The 18,656-nt window shown below is 75.1% G+C and carries 20 protein-coding genes; 15 read left to right on the plus strand and 5 right to left on the minus strand.

Going from position 1 to position 18,656, the window contains the following annotated elements:
• Positions 1–64 precede the first annotated feature (64 nt).
• From ACFY4B_RS22965 to ACFY4B_RS23000, 8 genes are all read left to right on the plus strand, one after another.
• Positions 65–382 carry a PAAR domain-containing protein gene (locus tag ACFY4B_RS22965; protein ID WP_049657623.1) on the plus strand — a complete coding sequence of 106 codons (318 nt, stop codon included), beginning with the start codon at positions 65–67 and terminating at the stop codon, positions 380–382.
• On the plus strand, positions 379–801 hold the full coding sequence (locus ACFY4B_RS22970) for a GPW/gp25 family protein (protein WP_049657621.1): 423 nt from the start codon (positions 379–381) through the stop codon (positions 799–801). The genes ACFY4B_RS22965 and ACFY4B_RS22970 overlap by 4 nt, the downstream gene beginning before the upstream one ends.
• Positions 801–2,762 (plus strand): putative baseplate assembly protein, encoded by a 1,962-nt coding sequence (locus ACFY4B_RS22975; protein ID WP_387970409.1) that lies wholly within the window; start codon positions 801–803, stop codon positions 2,760–2,762. Before ACFY4B_RS22970 ends, ACFY4B_RS22975 begins: the two co-directional genes overlap by 1 nt.
• Positions 2,759–3,322 carry a phage tail protein gene (locus ACFY4B_RS22980; RefSeq protein ID WP_387970412.1) on the plus strand — a complete coding sequence of 188 codons (564 nt, stop codon included), beginning with the start codon at positions 2,759–2,761 and terminating at the stop codon, positions 3,320–3,322. Before ACFY4B_RS22975 ends, ACFY4B_RS22980 begins: the two co-directional genes overlap by 4 nt.
• Positions 3,323–3,325: 3 nt before the next feature.
• Positions 3,326–4,570: an NADase-type glycan-binding domain-containing protein gene (locus ACFY4B_RS22985; protein ID WP_387970415.1), complete on the plus strand. Its 1,245-nt coding sequence runs from the start codon at positions 3,326–3,328 to the stop codon at positions 4,568–4,570.
• A gap of 28 nt (positions 4,571–4,598) precedes the next feature.
• Positions 4,599–5,618 carry a winged helix-turn-helix domain-containing protein gene (locus ACFY4B_RS22990; protein ID WP_387970418.1) on the plus strand — a complete coding sequence of 340 codons (1,020 nt, stop codon included), beginning with the start codon at positions 4,599–4,601 and terminating at the stop codon, positions 5,616–5,618.
• A 137-nt stretch (positions 5,619–5,755) separates the two neighbouring features.
• Positions 5,756–6,124: a peptidase inhibitor family I36 protein gene (locus tag ACFY4B_RS22995; RefSeq protein WP_387970421.1), complete on the plus strand. Its 369-nt coding sequence runs from the start codon at positions 5,756–5,758 to the stop codon at positions 6,122–6,124.
• 99 nt (positions 6,125–6,223) lie between these two features.
• Positions 6,224–8,278 carry a transglycosylase domain-containing protein gene (locus tag ACFY4B_RS23000; protein WP_074002692.1) on the plus strand — a complete coding sequence of 685 codons (2,055 nt, stop codon included), beginning with the start codon at positions 6,224–6,226 and terminating at the stop codon, positions 8,276–8,278.
• A 59-nt stretch (positions 8,279–8,337) separates the two neighbouring features.
• Here ACFY4B_RS23000 and ACFY4B_RS23005 read toward each other — a convergent pair whose 3' ends face one another.
• Positions 8,338–8,829 carry a signal peptide protein gene (locus ACFY4B_RS23005; RefSeq protein WP_387970423.1) on the minus strand — a complete coding sequence of 164 codons (492 nt, stop codon included), beginning with the start codon at positions 8,827–8,829 and terminating at the stop codon, positions 8,338–8,340.
• A 301-nt stretch (positions 8,830–9,130) separates the two neighbouring features.
• Here ACFY4B_RS23005 and ACFY4B_RS23010 point away from each other — a divergent pair, with 301 nt between their 5' ends.
• Positions 9,131–10,279: a PP2C family protein-serine/threonine phosphatase gene (locus ACFY4B_RS23010; RefSeq protein ID WP_387970426.1), complete on the plus strand. Its 1,149-nt coding sequence runs from the start codon at positions 9,131–9,133 to the stop codon at positions 10,277–10,279.
• 7 nt (positions 10,280–10,286) lie between these two features.
• On the opposite strand, the gene ACFY4B_RS23015 is transcribed toward ACFY4B_RS23010, so the two are convergent.
• On the minus strand, positions 10,287–11,027 hold the full coding sequence (locus ACFY4B_RS23015) for an MgtC/SapB family protein (RefSeq protein WP_375873120.1): 741 nt from the start codon (positions 11,025–11,027) through the stop codon (positions 10,287–10,289).
• Positions 11,028–11,224: 197 nt separating this feature from the next.
• Positions 11,225–12,157: an MBL fold metallo-hydrolase gene (locus tag ACFY4B_RS23020; protein ID WP_387970428.1), complete on the minus strand. Its 933-nt coding sequence runs from the start codon at positions 12,155–12,157 to the stop codon at positions 11,225–11,227.
• A 150-nt stretch (positions 12,158–12,307) separates the two neighbouring features.
• Between ACFY4B_RS23020 and ACFY4B_RS23025 the strand changes: the two genes are divergently transcribed.
• From ACFY4B_RS23025 to ACFY4B_RS23045, 5 genes are all read left to right on the plus strand, one after another.
• Complete coding sequence (locus ACFY4B_RS23025; RefSeq protein WP_387970431.1) at positions 12,308–12,517, plus strand: hypothetical protein; 210 nt, start codon at positions 12,308–12,310, stop codon at positions 12,515–12,517.
• Positions 12,504–13,895, plus strand: a complete 1,392-nt coding sequence (locus tag ACFY4B_RS23030; protein WP_387970433.1) for an amidase — start codon at positions 12,504–12,506, stop codon at positions 13,893–13,895. Before ACFY4B_RS23025 ends, ACFY4B_RS23030 begins: the two co-directional genes overlap by 14 nt.
• A gap of 48 nt (positions 13,896–13,943) precedes the next feature.
• Positions 13,944–14,513, plus strand: a complete 570-nt coding sequence (locus ACFY4B_RS23035) for a TetR/AcrR family transcriptional regulator (RefSeq protein ID WP_387970436.1) — start codon at positions 13,944–13,946, stop codon at positions 14,511–14,513.
• A gap of 184 nt (positions 14,514–14,697) precedes the next feature.
• Positions 14,698–15,252, plus strand: a complete 555-nt coding sequence (locus ACFY4B_RS23040; protein ID WP_387970439.1) for a hypothetical protein — start codon at positions 14,698–14,700, stop codon at positions 15,250–15,252.
• 197 nt (positions 15,253–15,449) lie between these two features.
• Positions 15,450–15,572 carry a hypothetical protein gene (locus ACFY4B_RS23045; protein WP_259316342.1) on the plus strand — a complete coding sequence of 41 codons (123 nt, stop codon included), beginning with the start codon at positions 15,450–15,452 and terminating at the stop codon, positions 15,570–15,572.
• A gap of 145 nt (positions 15,573–15,717) precedes the next feature.
• On the opposite strand, the gene ACFY4B_RS23050 is transcribed toward ACFY4B_RS23045, so the two are convergent.
• Together ACFY4B_RS23050 and ACFY4B_RS23055 are read right to left on the minus strand one after the other, a co-directional pair.
• Positions 15,718–16,173: a hypothetical protein gene (locus ACFY4B_RS23050; protein ID WP_387970442.1), complete on the minus strand. Its 456-nt coding sequence runs from the start codon at positions 16,171–16,173 to the stop codon at positions 15,718–15,720.
• An 85-nt stretch (positions 16,174–16,258) separates the two neighbouring features.
• The gene (locus ACFY4B_RS23055) at positions 16,259–16,690 is read right to left on the minus strand and encodes a GNAT family N-acetyltransferase (protein WP_387970445.1); all 432 of its coding nucleotides are present in this window, start codon (positions 16,688–16,690) and stop codon (positions 16,259–16,261) included.
• Between the two features lie 147 nt (positions 16,691–16,837).
• Here ACFY4B_RS23055 and ACFY4B_RS23060 point away from each other — a divergent pair, with 147 nt between their 5' ends.
• Positions 16,838–18,526, plus strand: coding sequence for an enoyl-CoA hydratase-related protein (locus ACFY4B_RS23060; protein WP_074002683.1), 1,689 nt, complete (start codon positions 16,838–16,840; stop codon positions 18,524–18,526).
• Positions 18,527–18,656 lie beyond the last annotated feature (130 nt).

The following is an 18,656-nucleotide window of genomic DNA, read 5'->3' on the forward strand; positions in this document are numbered from 1 at the left end:
CAGACACTTGGCAGTAGACGAGTGCCCCACGACCAGCGGGCACCATCCGAAACGGAGACCGCACATGCCCCCCGCAGCCCGGACCGGCGACCTGACCGATCACGGCGGCGCCCTCACCACCCCGCCGCCGGGCGCCCTCAAGGTGGCGACCGTGCTGATCGGCGGCCGCCCCGCCGCCGTCGTCGGCACCGTCCACGCCTGCGTCGTCCCCCCGCACCTGGCCCTGGGCCCCGGCGACGTGGTGCTGCCCTCCCCGGGCGCGCTCGCCGGGGGAGTGGTGCTGATCGGCGGCCTGCCCGCGGCCCGCGTGGGGGACAAGACCACCTGCGGCGCCACCGTCACCGTCGGCGCGTTCAACGTGCTGATCGGCGGCGCCGTATGACGGGCAGCTTCATCGGCCGCGGCTGGGCCTTCCCGCTGCGCGTCAACGCCACCGGCGGCATCGCCCTGGTGGAGCGCGACCGCGAACTCGCGGAGGCGATCCGGCTGATCCTCGGCACCGCCCCCGGCGAGCGGCCGATGCGCCCGGAGTTCGGCTGCGGCATCCACGAGTACGTCTTCGCCACCGGCGACAGCACCACCGCCGGGCGGATCGCCCGCGAGGTGCGCATCGCCCTGGAACGCTGGGAACCGAGGATCGAGGTGGACGACGTGGTGATCGCCTTCGACAGCGTCGAGGAGGGCACCCTCTACATCGACGTCCACTACACCGTGCGGGCCACCAACGACCGCCGCAACCTGGTCTTCCCCTTCTACACCATCCCGGAACACCCGAACTCGGCCGAGGGGTCTGCGAACTGATGGCCCTGCCCTCCCCGAACCTGGACGACCGCCGCTTCCAGCAGCTCGTCGACGAGGCCAAGCGGTACGTCCAGCAGCGTGCCCCCGAGTGGACCGACCACAACGTCTCCGACCCGGGCGTCACCCTGATCGAGACCTTCGCCTACCTGGTGGACCAGCTGCTCTACCGGCTGAACCGGGTGCCGGAGAAGAACTACGCCGCCTTCCTCGACCTGCTCGGCATCCGGCTCTTCCCGCCGGCCGCGGCCCGGGCCGAGGTCGACTTCTGGCTCTCCGCCCCGCAGACCGAGACCGTCCTGCTGCGGGCCGGCACCGAGGTCTCCACGCTGCGCACCGAGACCGACGAGGCGGTGGTCCTCTCCACCGCCGAGGACCTGCCGGTCGTCCCCAGCTCGCTGGAGCGGCTGGTCACCGTCTCCGCCTCCGGGGAGCAGTCCGACGGCACGGCCCGACTGGCCGACGGCGCGGACGTCCGGTGCTTCCAGCAGCGCCCGGTGGCCGGGGACGCCATGCTCTTCGCCCTGCCGGCCGTGGTGCCGCGCTGCATCCTGGTCGTCCGGCTGGACAGCCGGGTCGAGGGCGTCGGCGTCGACCCGCGCCAGCCGCCGCTGGCCTGGGAGGTCTGGGACGGCGCGCGCTGGATCGCCTGCGAGACCGGCAGCGACACCACCGGCGGCCTCAACCGGCCCGGCGAGGTGGTCGTCTTCGTGCCCGCCGGGCACACCGCCTCGGTGGTCGCCGGACGGCGGGCCGGTTGGCTGCGCTGCCGGGTCACCGAGCCGCAGCCGGGCCAGCCGTTCTACTCCGAGTCGCCCACCATCCGCCGGGCCGAGGTGTTCACCGTCGGCGGCACCGTCACCGCCGTCCACGCGCAGACCGTCACCGACGCGCCGCTCGGCACCTCGGAGGGCGTCGCGGGCCAGCGCTTCCGGCTCGCCCGGCCCCCGGTGCTGCTCGACGGCGAGCCCCCGGTGGTCGAGGTCGCGGCCGGCGAGGGCTGGGAACGGTGGACGGTCGTCGAGCACTTCGGCGAGTCCTCGCCCACCGACCGGCACGTGGTGCTGGACGCCACCACCGGCGAGTTCCTCTTCCCGCCCGCGGTCCGCGAACCGGACGGCAGCCTGCGCGCCTTCGGCGCCGTCCCGCCCAAGGGCGCCCACCTGCGCGTCCCGCGCTACCGCACCGGCGGCGGGATCGCGGGCAACGTCGCCCGCGGCACCATCACAGTGCTGCGCAGCTCCGTCCCGTACATCGCCCGGGTCGACAACCGGGAGGCGGCCCGCGGCGGGGTCGACGGCGAGACCGTCGAGAACGCCAAGGCCCGCGCCCCGCACCAGCTGCGCCTGCAGGAACGTGCCGTCACCGCCGGGGACTTCGAGCTGATCGCCCGGCAGGCCGCGCCGTCCGCCGCCCGGATCAGCTGCGTGCCCGCCACCGGCGGGGAGGCGGGCGCGGTGCGGGTGCTGGTCGTCCCCGACGCCGTCGCGGACGAGGGCGACCGGCTGCGCTTCGAGCAGCTGATCCCCGACGACCAGGTGCTGGCCGCCGTCGCGACCGCCCTCGACGAGCGGCGGCTGATCGGCACCCGGCTGGTCGTCCAGCCGCCCGCCTACCAGGGCGTGACGGTGGTCGCCCGGCTCACCACCCGCGCCGCCGACCCCGACCGGGTCCGCGAGGAGGTGCTCGCCGCGCTGTACCGGTACCTCAACCCGCTGCGCGGCGGCGCCGACGGCACGGGCTGGCCGTTCGGCCGGGCGGTGCAGTACGGGGAGGTGTTCGCGGTGCTCCAGCGGGTGGCCGCCGTCGCGGGCGTCGACGAACTGCGGCTGTTCCCGGCCGACCCGATCACCGGCCGCCGGGGCGCGCCGACCGAGCGGGTCGAGGTCCCGCCGGACGCCCTGGTCTTCTCCCACCAGCACCAGGTCGTGGTCACCGCGCAGGCCGAGGACGGGCGGTCATGACCAGAGCCGCCGTCCCCGGGCTGCCCAGCCCGCACCCGATCGGCGAACTGCTGCCCGCGATGTTCGCCGAGGACGACTTCGCCCAGCGGTTCACGTCCGGCCTGGACACCGTCCTCGCCCCGGTCTTCGCCACCCTGGACAACCTGCCCGCCTACTTCCAACCCGGCCTCGCGCCCGCCGACTTCCTCGACTGGCTGGCCTCCTGGGTCGCCGTCGAGGTCGACCCGGCCTGGCCGGTGGAGGTGCGCCGCGCCGTGGTCGGGCGCGCGGTGGAACTGCACCGCTGGCGCGGCACCCGGCGCGGCCTCACCGAACGGCTGCGGCTGGTGCTCGGCGTCGGCGCCGAGATCGTGGACGGCGGCGGCGCCTCCTGGTCCGCCGACCCGGACGCCCCGCTGCCGCCCGCGCCGAGCGGCGAGCTGCTGGTCCGGGTCTGGCCGCTGCGCGGAGCGGAACCGGACGAGGACCAGGTGCGGTCCGTCGTCAGGACCGGCTGTCCGGTCCATCTGACCTGCCGGGTGGAGATCCTGCCCGGCCCACCCGGGCGAGCGGAGGGCTGACGAATGCCGGTGTGCCCCGAATGCGGAACGGCCAACGGGGAGGGGGACGACTTCTGCGGCAACTGCGGCGCCTACCTCGGCTGGTCGCGCACCGCCGGCGCCGCGCCGGCCGCGCCCGCGGCCGCGCAGGCGGAGCCGGTGCCTGCTCCCGCGCCGAAGTCGACGCCTGCGCCCAAGCCGACGCCCGCGCCCGAGCCGAAGCCCGCCTCCGCGCCTGCCGAACCCGTACGGCGAAGCGCCTCGCGCCGGACGGCGCGCGCCGAACCGGAAGCCAAGGACGGCGAGGCGAAGCAGGAGGCGAAGGAGCGGGTCGAAGCATCGCAACCGCCCGTCCCGGCCGCCGAACCCCCGGCCGCCGCCGACCCCGCGCGCCCCGCGACCGCCCCCGTACGGCCGGCCCCCGCGCGGACCCCGGCCCCCGACCCCGCAGCGCAGGTCCCCGGTGCGCAGGCCCCCGCAGCCCCGGCCGACCCGGTGGCCGTCCAGCCCGCCAAGCCCGTCGCGCCCCGCCCCGTCAGCCGGGCGACCGAGGCCGTCGAGACCCAGGACGGCCCGCCCTGCCCCAGCTGCGGCACGCCCAACCTGCCCGGGCGGAAGTTCTGCCGCCGCTGCGCCGCACCGCTGACCCCCACCGAAGCCGTCGCCGAACTGCCCTGGTGGCGCACCCGCTGGCCGTTCCGGCGCCGGGTGCGGATCGGCGGCTCGGGCAACGCGCTGCGCCGCACCATCGCCCTGCTCGCGCTCGTCGCGGTGGTCGTGGCCGGGGTCCTGCTCTTCCCGGCCGGTCAGCGGGTCTTCCAGGACGTCCTGGACAAGGTCCGCGGCACCGCGCCGATCGCCCCCGCCGCCACCTCGGCGAGCGCCGCCGTCGAGGGCCACCCGGCCACCCTGGCCGACGACGGCCTCAGCAACACCTACTGGGGCGCGCCCGCGATCGGGGACTCCGTCACCTTCTCCTTCCGCAGCCCGTTCCGGCTGGTGGACCTGATCGTCCACACCGGGGCGTCCCCGGAGCCCCAGCAGTTCCAGCAGCAGGCCCGCCCCGTCGTCCTCACCCTGGAGGTCACCGGGAAGGACGGCGAGGTCCACACCCAGCAGGTCCCGCTCAACGACCAGCCGGGCCCGCAGACCGTCCAGACCGGGATCAGCGACGTCACTCAAGTGAAGCTCACCGTCCGGGAGGCCGCCGGGACCGGCCCCGGCCGCGCCATCGCGCTCGCGGAGGTGGAGTTCTTCAAACGCACCTGACCCCGTCGCCCGCCACCGGAGGGAACCCATGGTCTACCGGATCCACTTCACCTCCCAGGACCTGGCCAGGACCCGGCCAGCGGGTCCGATGCCGTTCGCCGAACTCCTGGCCGCGGCGCGGGCCCTACAGGACCGGAGCCGCGCGGCGCGGCTGGACCCGTGGCGGCGGAGCGTCCTGGGGCGGCTGCCCGAGCGGGCCCGGATGGCGCTCTCCCTGGCACCGGCGGACGGCTGGGGGCCGACCTTCCTGATGCCCGCGGTGGCAGGCCGGCCGGAGGAGCTGCTGGAGCGGGTACGGGCGACCCCGGGCCGGCTCGTCGCGGCGGAGCTGGCCGCGATCGCCGAGCACCAGCCCGTCCCCGGGTGGGCCCGCCGCCTGGCCGAGGACGGCGCGCTGCGCGAGGAACTCGCCCAGAGCCTCGGCCTCCTCTACGAGCACCTGGTCGGCCGCTACTGGTCGCGGATCACCGACTGCTACGCCGCGGACCGGGCGGTGCGGATGCGCCAGTTCCTCGGCGGGGGCGTCGAGCTCCTGCTCGCCGGCGCCAGCCCCCGGTGGATGCGCTGGAAGCCGCCGGTGCTGGAGGTCCGCAGCAGGGTCGACCACGACCTGCGGCTCCAGGGGCAGGGCGTCCTGCTGGCCCCCTCGGTGTTCGCCAAGCGGGCCATGGTCAGCGACGACTCCCACGGCCTGCCCCAGCCCGCGGTCACCTTCCCGATCGACGACGGCCGCCCCGCGGGCTGGCCGGACCTGCTCGGCCCCGAGCCGGCCCCGGCGGGGTCGGGGCCCACCGTGACCGCCCTGCTCGGGCGCACCCGGGCCGCCGTGCTGCGGGTGATCGCCGACCACCCGGGCTGCTCGACGAAGGAGCTCGCCGCCCTCGCCGGGATCACCCCCTCCAGCGCCAGCGAGCACGCCACCGTGCTGCGCGAGGCCAGGCTGATCGGCACCTCCCGGTACCGCAACACCGCGCTGCACAGCCCGACCGCCCTCGGCCTCGGGCTGCTCGGCGACGCGCCCGACGTTCCCGATGTGCCCGGTTCGTAGGGGAGTTGAGCGGTGCGTCCGTGATTCGGGCCAGGCCGAAACACGTCGAGCGGCGGTGCCCCGGACTCCGAGACTGAGGTGCGGGCGCCGGACCCGGCGGCCCGCACCACGACGTCACTGCTCCCAGGAGGTCCCCCATGCGCTTCGTCCACAAGGCCGGCATCGTCCTCGCGGCCGGATTCGCCGCCGCGACCACGCTCCTCGCCCCCGTGGCGAACGCCCAGCCGGCCGTCTCGGCGGCCCCGTCCGACTGCTACAAGGGCTACATCTGTGGCTACAAGTACAGCAACTACCAGGGGCTCGCGTTCCGCTTCAGCGACTGCGGCGTCCTCCAGGAGATCCCCAACGGCCTGAACAGTGGCGGGTCCTGGTACAACAACCAGTCCACCGGCACCAAGGCGAAGATGTACGACAAGTACAAGAACCTCATCTACACCACGCCCGGCGCCCCCTACGGCGACCCCAACGCCAACTGGGCCCCGGTCTGGTACGTCAAGGCCTGCTGACCCCGCCCCACGGGCCTGCCGCCGGGTGCGCCGTCCGCGCCCGGCGGCAGGCCGGGCTTCCAAGGAGTTCCTCATCTGCGCCGCGTACGGTCACGCGTCATGGCGGAACTGCGGGTGGTGGCGGGCATACGGAAGCTGGGACACGGGACGCGGCTGGTCGCGGTCAGCGTGGTCGCCGGGGTGGTGGCGGCGGGGATGGTGCTGCCCGCGGTGGCGGCGGTCGGGCTCGGCGCGCAGTCGGCGGCGGACGACTTCCAGAGCCTGCCCGACGACTTCAAGACCCCTCCGCTGTCCCAGGCCACGACGATCCTCGACGCCCAGGGCGGCACGATCGCCACCGTGTACGACCGGGACCGCACGGTCGTCCCGGCGGACCGGATCTCCCCGCTGGTGAAGACCGCGCTGGTGGACACCGAGGACAACCGCTTCTACGAGCACGGCGCGATCGACCTCAAGGGCGTGCTGCGCGCCCTGGACAAGAACGCCTCCTCGGGCACCACCGCCCAGGGCGCCTCCACCCTCACCCAGCAGTACGTGAAGAACGTCTTCGTCGAGGAGGCGGGCGACGACCCGCAGAAGGTCGCCGAGGCGCAGCGGCAGACCGTCGGCCGCAAGATCCAGGAGCTGAAGTACGCGATCAAGGTCGAGGAGACCCTGAGCAAGGACCAGATCCTCACCAACTACCTGAACATCACCTTCTTCGGCGAGCAGGCCTACGGCATCGAGGCGGCCTCCCAGCGCTACTTCGGCGTGCACGCCGCGGACCTCACCCTGCCGCAGGCGGCGCTGCTGGCGGGCCTGGTGCAGTCGCCGACCGGCTACGACCCGACGGTCAACCCGACGGCGGCGAAGGAGCGGCGCGACACCGTGCTGCGCAAGATGGCCGGATACGGGCACATCACCCAGGAGGAGGCCCGGCAGGCGATCGCCGCCCCGCTCGGGCTGAACGTCCAGGCGCCGCAGCAGGGGTGCATCCTGGCCAAGCAGGGCGAGGGCTTCTTCTGCGACTACGTGCGCGAGACGGTGCTCACCGACCCGGCCTTCGGCGCGTCGGCCGCCGAGCGGCAGGCGGTCTGGAAGCGCGGCGGCCTGCAGATCCGCACCACGCTCGACCCGAAGGCCCAGGCGGCGCTCCAGGCCTCGGTCACCGGCCACGTCGACGCTGGCGACCAGGCGGCGACCGCGATGAGCATCGTCCAGCCGGGCACCGGGAAGATCCTGGCGATGGGCCAGAGCCGCCCGTACGGCGTCGACGGCAAGCAGCACCAGACCCAGATCAACTACAACGCCGACAAGGCCATGGGCGGCGGGCTCGGGTTCCCGACCGGCTCGACCTTCAAGCCGGTCGTCGCGGCGGCGGCCCTGGAGAGCGGCATCCCGGCCGACCAGGCCTACACCACGGACTACAGCATCCCGTGGCCGGCCATGACGGACTGCTCGGGCGGGAGGTTCCCGTCCTCCGGGCAGGTGCACAACGACAGCCAGAGCCTCACCGGCCGGTTCGACATGAAGTCGGCCATGGCGCAGTCCGTCAACACCTACTTCGCGAAGCTGGAGGCCGACACCGGCCTGTGCAACGTCGCGCGGATGACGAACAAGCTGGGCATCACCCAGCAGGCGGGCGGCGAGAAGCTCCAGGTGGTCCCGTCGATGACGCTCGGCAGCAACGACCTGACCCCGCTGACGATGGCGGCCGTCTACGCGGCCTTCGCCGCCCACGGCACCTACTGCGCGCCGACCGCCATCGCCTCGGTGACCGGCCCCGACGGCAAGCCGCTCGCGGTGCCGCAGGCGAACTGCTCGGCGGTGATGTCGGCCGGCACCGCCGACACGGTCAGCGCGATGCTCAAGGGCGTGGTCGAGGACGGCACCGGGCAGACGGCCGGCCTCACCGGCCGGGACAGCGCGGGCAAGACCGGCACCACCAACGACAGCCGCCAGGTGTGGTTCGTCGGCTACACCCCGGAGATGGCGGGCGCGACCGTGGTCAGCGACACCGACAACCCCAAGCCGCTGGACGGCCAGCGGATCGGCGGCCAGGTGGTCGGCCAGGCCTTCGGCGGCACCCTGGCCGGCCCGATCTGGCGCGACGCCATGGACGGCGCGCTGGCGGGCACCCCGGCCGGCACCTTCACCCCGGTGCAGCTGCCCTGAGCCGCAGGTGACCCGGGGCAGCCGGTGTCCCGTGGCACCGGCTCGGGGCAGCCGGTGACTCAGCGGTAGAGCGCCACCCGGGGCTCGACCGTGCCCTGGAGCGGCGCCTTCCCGACCACGGTGACCCGGTAGTGCGCGGTGAGGGTCTGGTGGCCGTGCAGGACGGTCTTGGCCGGGACGAGCCGGGTGTACAGCGTGCCGGTCTGGCTGCCGAGCGGAATGGCGCGCCAGTGGCCGTCGGGGGAGAGCACCTCGATCCGGATGCTCGCCGGGTTGAGGAAGGGCCCGTTGTCCGGCGACTCGACGAGGATCTGCGGGGCCACCGTCCGGTCGGCCGAGGAGTCGTTGCGGTACGTGACGGTGATCGGCCGGGTCGCGTGGTCGCGCGGCAGCGCGGTCTCGGGGAGCTCCACGAAGGACACCGGCGCGGCGGCGGTCGCGGCCCGGGCACCGGTCGCGGCCTGGGCCGGGGCGACGAGCGCGGCGGTCGGCAGGGCGGCGAGGGCCGCGGCCAGGGCCAGGCTCCGACGGGGGATCTTCAGGGTGCGCATGGCGCCTCCTTCGGCCGGCCGCCGGGTCACCGGTGGCGCCGCGTGGTTCGGGCAGGTCCGTACGGCACCACCCTGCCCCCTCACTCGGAAAGCCGCACGCGGTGGAGCGGTGGCGGGCCGGGCGGGGTGTCGCGAGCGGTGCTCCGACTGGGCCGAACGTGCGACCGCCGGACCCACCACGCCGCCGCACCGCCCCTGCCGTGACCGGGCCCCGTACCTTGGGCGCAACCTCCGCCGGGCGGCTGCGCGCCGGGCGGGGCGCCCGAACAGCGGGGGACGTCGCGAGAACGGGAGGGACGGCTTGCGGGCGCGTTCCGTCGAGGAGCCGGGGCCGCGGCTGCCGGTGCTGATCAGGTACGGCCACCGGTCCTGGCTGGTGCCGCTGGCGGTGCTCGCGGCGGTGGTGGGCGTGGACGCGGCCACCCCCGCCACGTTCGCGTCCGTCAGCTGGCTGGCCATGGTCCCGGTGGTGGCCGCCGGGCTCTGCGGGCCGGCGGCCACCATGCTGTTCGCCCTCCTCGCCGTCGTCGCCTACCCGGCCCTGGACAGCATCTGGAGCAAGTCCCAGGGGATCGAGGACTTCCTGCTGGTGATCGCGGGGGCCGCCGTCTCGGTGCCGATCAGCATCTTCCGCGCCCGGGCCGCCGCCTACGTCCACCACCTCCAGGGCACGGCCGAGACCACCCGGCAGGTGGTGCTGCGCCCGGTGCCGCCGGGCTGGGGCGGGGTGGACTCGGCGGCGCGCTACCTGGCCGCGGACGTCGAGGCCCGGGTGGGCGGCGACTTCTACGACGTGCTGGCCACCCCGTTCGGGGCGCGGGTCATCCTCGGCGACGTCCAGGGCAAGGGCCTGCCGGCGGTCTCCGCGGCGGCGGCCCTGGTGGGCTGCTTCCGGGAGGCCGCCTTCCACGAGGCGGACCTGGCCACCGTCGCGTCCTGGCTGGAGGAGCGGCTGCACCGGCAGAACCTGCTGGCGGAGCGGCTGGGGGAGCAGGAGGAGCGGTTCGCCACGGCGGTGGTCGTCTGGTTCCCGGCCGACGCCCCGGGGGAGGTGGAGGTGGTCAACTTCGGCCACGACAGCCCCCACGTCCTCGGGCCCGCGGGGGTGCGCCAGCTGCCGCCGGGCAACGGCGCACCGCTCGGGCTGGCCCAGCTGGCCGGCGGGCTGCCGGAGGTCCGGCGGCTGAGCCTGGGCCCGGAGGAGACGGTCCTGATCGTCTCGGACGGGGTGACCGAGGCCCGCGACCGGACGGGCGCCTTCTTCGCCCTGCGTGACCACCTGGAGCGCCTGGCCGCCCTCCCCGGGGTGGTCGACCCCGGGCGCCTGGTCGACGAGGTGGCGGCCGAGGTCCTCCGGCACACCGGCGGCCGGTTGACGGACGACACCGCCCTGCTCGCCGTCCGGACGCCCCCGGTGGCGCCGGCGGCGTTGGCCGGGTCGGCGGACTGAGCCGGCCTCAGTCCTCGGCGTGACTGACCGCGCAGGTCAGGACGCCCGGGAGGCGGGCCAGTTCGGCGGTGAGGGCGGACAGGTCCCCGCGGCCGTGCACGGTGATGTGCACCTCCGCGATCCGCTCGTCGACGCCGCCGCCGCCCTCGTCGGGCGGCCCGGCCCGGTCCACGGTCGCCAGTTCGGCCACGGCGAACCCCGCGGCGGTGATCCGGGCGAGCAGCAGCCGCAGCAGGCCGTTGCCCTCGGTGTAGGTGACGTGGCAGCTGACCGGGCGGGTGCGCAGCCTCGGCAGCCGGTGGGTGAGCGGCCGCAGCACGTAGCCGACGAAGAAGTAGGCGGCGGTGGCCGCGGTGGCGAGCAGCGGCAGTCCGGCGGCGGCCGCCGTGCCGATCGCGGCGGTCAGCCAGACGGTGGCGGCCGTGGTCAGCCCCCGGATCGAGCCGCGCTGGACGAAGATCACCCCGGCGCCGATGAAGCCCAGCCCGGAGACGATCTGGGCGGCCATCCTGGACGGGTCCAGGGTGACCACGCCGGACTGGACCACATCGCTGAAGCCGTACTTGCTCACCAGGGTGAAGAGCGCCGCCCCGAGGCCGACGACGGTGTAGGTGCGCAGTCCGGCGGCCTTCTGTCTGATCTCCCGTTCCAGGCCGATCGCGCTGGCCAGGACCAGGGCGATGGCGAAGTCGGTGAAGTGGACCCATCCTTGCCCGAAGGGCTCGACGAACGCTCCCAGCGTCCTCAACTCCTCCTGCCGTCTCAATCGTCCCGCCCGCCCCCGGGAGGGCGGGCACCGATCCCGGTTCGGCGAAGCGGGTGCCGTCGAGCCTACGGTTCATCAGACGATCGGACCGGCGCTCGGACGGGTCGACTTGACGGTCAGGGGGTCGAGCGGAGGCGAACCGACGGCGCGCCGGCTCGGCGGCCCCGCCCGGTGCGCACTCACCGCGCTCCGTCGGCGCCGACGGGCGGGCCGCTCTCCCCGACCGTCGGGGGCACGGGCCGCAGCCGGTAGGCCTCCCCGTCGGCGAGGACATGGCCGGCGGTGGGCGGGGCGAAGTGGGTGCCGAGCAGCAGGGTGTCCGTACCGGCGAGGGAGGCGAGCAGTGCCCGGCGGGTGGCGGCGGACCGCCGGGGGTCGATGTCGACGCAGGCGCCGATGGCCGGGTGGGCGAGCTGTACCGGGTGGTGGAGGCAGTCGCCGGTGATCAGCGCCGTCCGGCCCCGGCTGGTCAGTTCGACGGCGACGTGCCCCGGGGTGTGGCCGGGGGTGGGGAGCAGGCGCAGGCCGGGGACGATCCGCAGGCCCTCGGCCGGGACGTCGACCAGGTCCAGCAGGCCGGCCCGCTCGACCGGGAGCACCGAGTCGCGGAACAGCTGCGCGCGCGCCTCGTCCATGGGGTACCCGGCCCAGAACTCCCGCTCGGCGCGGGTGGTGAGGTAGCGCGCGCCGGGGAAGGTGGGCTCCCACGCGCCGTCCACCTGCCGGGTGTTCCAGCCGACGTGGTCGGCGTGCAGGTGGGTGAGGACCACCAGGTCGACGGAGTCCGGCGGGAAGCCGGCGGCGGCCAGGCGCTCGGGGTAGTCGGTGCGCAGGTCGTGCCAGGCCGGGTTGGCCCGCTGCTTGCCGTTGCCGATGCCGGTGTCGACGAGGACACGCAGCCCGTCCACGACGACGGCGAAGCTGTGGCTGTCCAGGCGCAGCACGCCGTCGGCGTCGGCGAAGTCGGGGCGCAGCCAGTCCTGGCCGGCCACCAGTTCGGGGGTGGCGTCGGGCAGCAGCCACGGCCCGGTGGCGGGCGGCAGCGGGACTTCGTCGACGCGGTGGACGGTGAGGTCGCCGACCGTCCAGGAGGGGGTAGGGGTGTTCGGCATGGGGCGGTTCCTCCGCTGCAAAAGCCATTCGTTTGCGTTAACGCGACCATAGAACCTACAGTCTCGCTAACGCAAACCCTTAGCTTTTGGCGGGGATGCCTCGTGGTGCCTCGCACCACCCCCGCCTCGCCCACGATCAGGAGCGCATCCATGTCCAATGCGGAGCTCACCCCGCCCGAGGCGGCCCGCCGGGCCGCCCGGGCCGGGCTCGACCTGCCGGCCGACCGGCACGCCGCGGTGGCGGCCACCGCCGGGCACATCCGGTCCGTCGTCGCCGTCCTGCGGGAGCTGGACCTCGGGGACGCCCCGCCCGCCGCCGCCTTCCGTGCGGAAGGGGGGCACCCCGATGCAGCCGTATGAGCTGACCATCGCCGCCGCCTCGGCGCGGATCCGGGAGCGGCTGCTGTCCCCCGTCGAGCTGGTCGACTCCGTCCTCGGCCGCATCGACCGGGTCGAGCCCCACCTCGGCGCGTACGTCGCCGTCGCCGCCGAACAGGCCCGGGACGCGGCGCGCGAGGCCGAGCGGGAGATCGCCCGGGGCCGGTACCGGGGGCCGCTGCACGGCGTCCCGGTCGGGCTCAAGGACCTGATCGACGTCGCCGGATCGCCCACCACCGCGAGCTCCCGGGTCCGGGACGGCCACCGCGCGGCCGCCGACAGCACCGTCGCCGCCCGGCTGCGGGCCGCCGGCGCGGTCCTGGCCGGCAAGACCCACACCCATGAGTTCGCCTACGGCCTGACCACCCCGCAGACCGCCAACGCCTGGGACCGCGAGCGGGTCGCCGGAGGCTCCAGTGGCGGGTCCGCCGTCGCGGTGGCCGCCGGGGCGGCGACCTTCGCCCTCGGCACCGACACCGGCGGCTCCATCCGGGTGCCCGCCGCGCTGAACGGGGTGGTCGGCCTCAAGCCGACCTACGGACTGGTGCCCCGCCACGGCGTCACCCCGCTGTCCTGGTCGCTCGACCACGTCGGCCCGATCACCCGCACCGTGGAGGACGCGGCGCTGGTCCTGGCCGCCCTCGCCGGGCACGACCCGCGCGACCCCGCCTCGGTGGCCGCCCCCGCCGTCGACTACCGGCCGGAGCGGGAGCCGGACCTGACGGGCGTGCGGGTCGGCGTGCCGGTCAACCACTACGTCGACCACGTCGACCCGGAGGTGGCGGCCGCCGTCCACCACGCCGTCGCGCGGCTGGAGGCGCTCGGTGCCCGGCCCGTCGAGGTGGAGGTCCCGCTGGCCCGCTACCTCCTGCCCACCCTGTGGGGCCTGGTGGCGCCGGAGGCCTCCGCCTACCACGCCCGCACCCTGCGCACCGTCCCCGAGCTGTACCAGGCGGACGTCCGGGTCCTGCTGGAGGCCGGCGAGCTGATCGACGCGGGCGACCACCTGCGCGCCCAGCGCGCCCGGACGCTGATCCGCGACGCGTGGGCGGGGATCCTGGAGGAGGTCGACGTGATCGCCGCCCCGACGGTGCCGACCACGGCGGTCCGGGCCGGCCAGGAGACGGTCACCTGGCCGGACGGCACCTCCGAGGGCGTCGCCGACGCCTACGTCCGGCTCTGCGCCCCGGCCAACGTCACCGGCCTGCCCGCCCTGTCCGTCCCGGCCGGCCACGACGCGGCGGGCCTGCCGATCGGCCTGCAGCTGCTCGGGCGGCCCTTCGACGAGCGCACGCTGCTGCGGGTGGGCCACGCCTACGAGCGCACGCAGCCCGCGCGGGCGCTCGCACCGGTGGTCTGACCGGGCCCGGCCCGCCTTAACGCAAAGGCGACGCTTTAAGATGACGGTATGAGTCCTCGCCAGATGGCCCGCCCGGGCGGGCGCAGCGCCCGCGTCCAGGAGGCGGTGCACACCGCGGTCCGCGAACTGCTCGCGGAGGTGGGCCGCGAGGCGCTCACCGTGCCGATGGTCGCCCAGCGGGCCGGCGTCACCCCGTCGACGGTCTACCGCCGCTGGGGCGACCTCGCCGAGCTGCTGTCGGACGTCGCGGTGGAGCGGCTGCGCCCCGACACCGAACCTGAGGACCGCGGCGGCCTGCGCGCCGACCTCACCGCCTGGGCCGAACAGTTCCTCGACGAGATGGCCTCCGCCTCCGGCCGCGCCTACGTCCGCGACGCCCTCCTCGGCGACCCGGACGGCGGCAACGCCGGCCAGTGCTCAGCCTACGCCGCCGACCAGCTCGACCTCGTCCTCGCCCGGGCCCGCGCCCGCGGCGAGGACACCCCCGAGGTCGAGACCGCCATGGACCGCCTCGTCGCCCCCCTGATGTACCGCATCCTCTTCCGCCCCTCCGGCCTCACCCCCGCCTACGCCCGCCACCTGGTCGCCGACCTCCTCGGCGCCCCGGACGGGGCGTAGGGCCCGCCGACGAGCAGAGTCCGGCGCGGTGTGCCCGGCCCGTCCGCTGTGCCCGCCGGGGCGCGGACGGGCCAGGGCGGCCGCCGCGATCCGTCACGCCGTCCTCGCACGCCTCCCGGGCGGCGGCGCTCCGTGGCACCGTCAGTGGGCAAAGCAGTTCGGGGTTCCCTCGTCGGAGGTTCGCATGAACGCTGTTCCGTCCCGAGTCGTGTTCTCCCGCCTCGCCGCGACGGCCGGGGCCGTGGCGCTGGCCGGCGGGCTCCTCCTCGTCCCGGCGAGCGCGCCGGCCCGTGCCCAGGGGGTGATGGACGTGCAGTGCACCGGCACGTTCACCGACGAGTTCACCCCCGCGCTGACCAACCAGCCGCAGAACGTCACCATCGCCACCCAGAACTCCTACGCGACGTGCGTGACCGGCCTCCCCGGGTCGAGCTCGGTCACCAACAGCGAGCCCGGCGAGACCTGCCTCAACGTGCTCCACACCCTCACCCCGTTCGACGAGACCATCACCTGGAGCGACCAGACGACGAGCACCGTGCACTGGGCCTCCGTGGAGGACACCGGCGGCGCCGCCACCTTCACCGGCACCGTCACCGCCGGCCGCTACCTGGGCGATGCCGCCGTGAAGGCCACGGAGGCTGCCGACATCACCGGGACCAGGCCGGAGCTGTGTCCGGTCGGAGGCGGCACCATCACCGGTGCCAGCGGCCCCGCGAACCTGACCCTGACCTCGGTGTGACGAAGTCCGGACCCGTCCGGCCCGTGGTCCGTCGGCGGCAACGCGTCCGAAATTCTGAAATGACATCAAGTCACCGATGTCATCGGCAGGTTGGCATCAACAGGGAAGCTCTGGTCCACCGAGGGCGATAGCCCGGTGACGGTTGGTCATGGCAGGATCGGCGCGGGTCGACACCGTGTCGACCGAAAGGAGGAGCCATGGCCGAGGACAGCGAGGCGAAGCCGTCCGGCTCGTACGCGGGCACCGAGATCAAGATCGAGGGCGAGGACCACATCATCCTCCGGGAGGACGAGGTCCCGGTGGCCGCCGACGGGGAGTGACAGGCCCACGCTTCGGTGTGAGGAAAGGGCCCCGCCGGTCGCCACCGGAAGGGCCCTTTCTGCTGCGCCGCCGCAGGACTTAGGCGCGCCCTCGGCCGTCCCCGGACCGGATGGACCCGGCCGGGCGGATGGCCGAAGCGGCCGCCTACGGCTGCGGGGGCCCCGCGAGGATGATCGGCCAGTCGCCGTCGGGGCCGAGGAGGTCGTCGAGCGGGGCGTCCGGCGGGCCGAGGAGGACGGCGGCGCCTTCGGCGAGCCGCTCGGCGACGGCCGGGGCGACGGCGGTCTCGGCGCGCAGCACGAGGACGGCCGTCGGGTCGGCCGCCGAGCGGAGCGGGAAGCCGGCCGGGTCGATCTCCGCCCGTTCCAGGACGGCCGGGTGGACGGCGACGGCGACGGTCAACAGGCCCCCGTCGTAGCTGTGTTCGGCCCAGCCGTCGGTCTGCACCAGGTAGAGGACCTCGTCGCCCTCGTAGCAGTGCCCGCCGAGGCGTTCCAGGGCCTGTTCCGCCGGGGTGCCGTCGGGGTCGACGACCAGGGCGGCCGCCGGGGTGTCCGGCTCATCGGGGTCGAGGCCGGAACGGACGTGGAGTCGGGCCATCGGGGCACCTCCGGGGTCGTGCGGGCGGGCGGCGGGTCGGGCACCAGTACACACCGCGCCACCGACAGTCCAGGCCGTCGGGCCGTCAGCGCCCGCCCATCAGGCGGTACATGCCGATCGAGTCGTGGGCGGCGGTGTCCGCGAAGCCGAACTTCTCGTAGAGGAAGCGCGCGGGCCCGTCCGCGATCAGCGAGACGTACGCGGTGGCGGGTGCCCGGCGCTCCAGTTCCCCGGTGAGCGCGGCCATGATGCGCTTGCCGAGGCCGTGGCCCTGGTGCGCGGGGTGGACGCAGATGTCGGTGACCTGGAACGCGGTGCCGCCGTCGCCGATGATCCGCCCCATGCCGACGGGCTCGCCCTCGTGGTGGAGGACCACGCCGTACCAGGTGTTGGGGAGGGCGAGCGCGACCGCCTCGGGGGCCTTGTCGGAGAGGCCGGCGTCGGTGCGCAGACGGCGGAAGACCTCGACGGTGGGCACGCCGGGGCGGATCTCGTAAGGGTCACTATTCGGATTCATACCTTACATGCTACCCGCTCGGCCCCGCCGCCCGGCTCCGGCCGCTCGGGTGAACGCGCGGCGCGACATACCGGACGGGACGGGGCGTCACGGGGGCGGAAGCGATGATCGCCGGGTTCCCGGAACCCCACCCCGTCGGAGTCGTACATGCGGATTCTTCTCCTCGCCAGCGCGTTCAACAGCCTCAGCCAGCGGCTGCACGCCGAACTGCGCGACCGGCTCCACACCGTGGACGTCCAACTGGCCGGTGACGACGAGGAGTTGCTCGACGCGGTGCACCGCCTGAAACCCGACCTGGTGCTCGCGCCGATGCTGCGCACGGCGATCCCGCGCGAGCTCTGGTCACAGCTCACCTGCCTGGTCGTCCACCCCGGCCCGCCGGGCGACCGCGGCCCGTCCTCCCTCGACCGGGCCGTCCAGGAGGGCCGCACCGACTGGGGCGTCACGGTGCTGCAGGCCGAGGCGGAGCTGGACGCCGGGCCGGTCTGGGCCTGGGCGCCCTGCCGGCTGCCCGGGTACGGCAAGAGCGACCTGTACCGCAATGAGGTCGCCGACGCGGCGGTGGCGGCCGCGCTGCTCGCCGTCGAACGCTTCGCCTCCGGCGGGTACGCGCCGGAGCCGCAGTCCGGCCCCGGCTGGAGCGGCACCGTACGGACCCGGCCCGCGCTGCGCCAGGAGGAGCGCCGGATCGACTGGGCGGCCGACCCCACCGAGGCGGTGCTGCGCAGGCTCCGCGCGGCGGACTCGCGCCCCGGCGTGCTCGACGAGCTGTGCGGCGGCGCCTGGTACCTGCACGGCGGGCACCGCGAGCCGGTGCTGCGCGGCCGCCCGGGCGAGCTGATCGCCACCCGGGCCGGCGCCGTCTGCCGGGCCACCTCGGACGGCGCGGTCTGGATCCCCGAGCTCCGCCGCCGCACCCCCGGCGGCCCGGCGGGCGTCAAGCTCCCGGCGGCCACGGCCCTCGGCGGGCTGCTGCCGGCGCTGCCGGAGGTGGCGGCGCCGCTGATGCCGGGGGAGGGGGACGGCCCGGTCTGGTCGGACCTGCGCTACCGCGAGGACGGCCCGGTGGGCTTCCTGCGCTTCTCCTTCCCGGGCGGCGCGATGTCCACCGGCCACTGCCGCCGGCTGCTGGCCGCGTACCGCTTCGCCGCGGCCCGTCCGACCTCGGTGCTGGTGCTCGGCGGCGGCCGGGACTTCTTCTCCAACGGCATCCACCTCAACGTGATCGAGGCCGCGCCGGACCCGGCCGTCGAGTCCTGGGACAACATCACCGCGATGGACGAGCTGGTCGACGCGGTGCTCACCACCACCGACCGGCTGGTGGTCGCCGCCGTCGGCGGCAACGCGGCGGCGGGCGGGGTGATGCTGGCCCTGGCGGCGGACGAGGTGTGGTGCCGCGCCGGCTCCGTCCTCAACCCCCACTACCGGCTGATGGGGCTGCACGGCTCGGAGTACTGGACGTACACCCTGCCGCGCAGGGTCGGCGCGGCGGCGGCCGAGCGGCTGACCCGCCAGGCGCTCCCGGTCTCCGCGGCCACGGCCGAGCGGATCGGCCTGGTCGACCGGGTGCTGGCCTGCGGGCCGGAGGAGTTCGGGCCGTCCGCGGCCCACCTGGCCGGGCTGCTCGCCGCCTCGCCCACCGCCCAGCAGCGGATCGCGGCGAAGAAGGCCGCGCGCGAGGCCGACGAGCGGACGAAGCCGCTCGACGCGTACCGGGAGGAGGAGCTCGCGGTGATGCACCGGCAGTTCTTCACACCCGAATCGCCGTATCACGCGCTGCGTTCCGCGTTCGTCCACAAGCGCCCGGTGCCGACGGGGCCCGCCGCGCGAGCGTGACCCGAACGGCCCCGCCGGGCTTGCCTCCCCGGGCGCCGGCTCCCGCCGCGCGGACCGGCGCCCGGCCCGGACCGTTGCTAAGACTGGCTTCGAGCCATTCCCTCCGGCTCCCATCCCCGAGGAGGCATCC

It is taken from the genome of Kitasatospora sp. NPDC001261, from assembly GCF_042896795.1.
In the GTDB taxonomy this organism is placed as follows: domain Bacteria; phylum Actinomycetota; class Actinomycetes; order Streptomycetales; family Streptomycetaceae; genus Kitasatospora.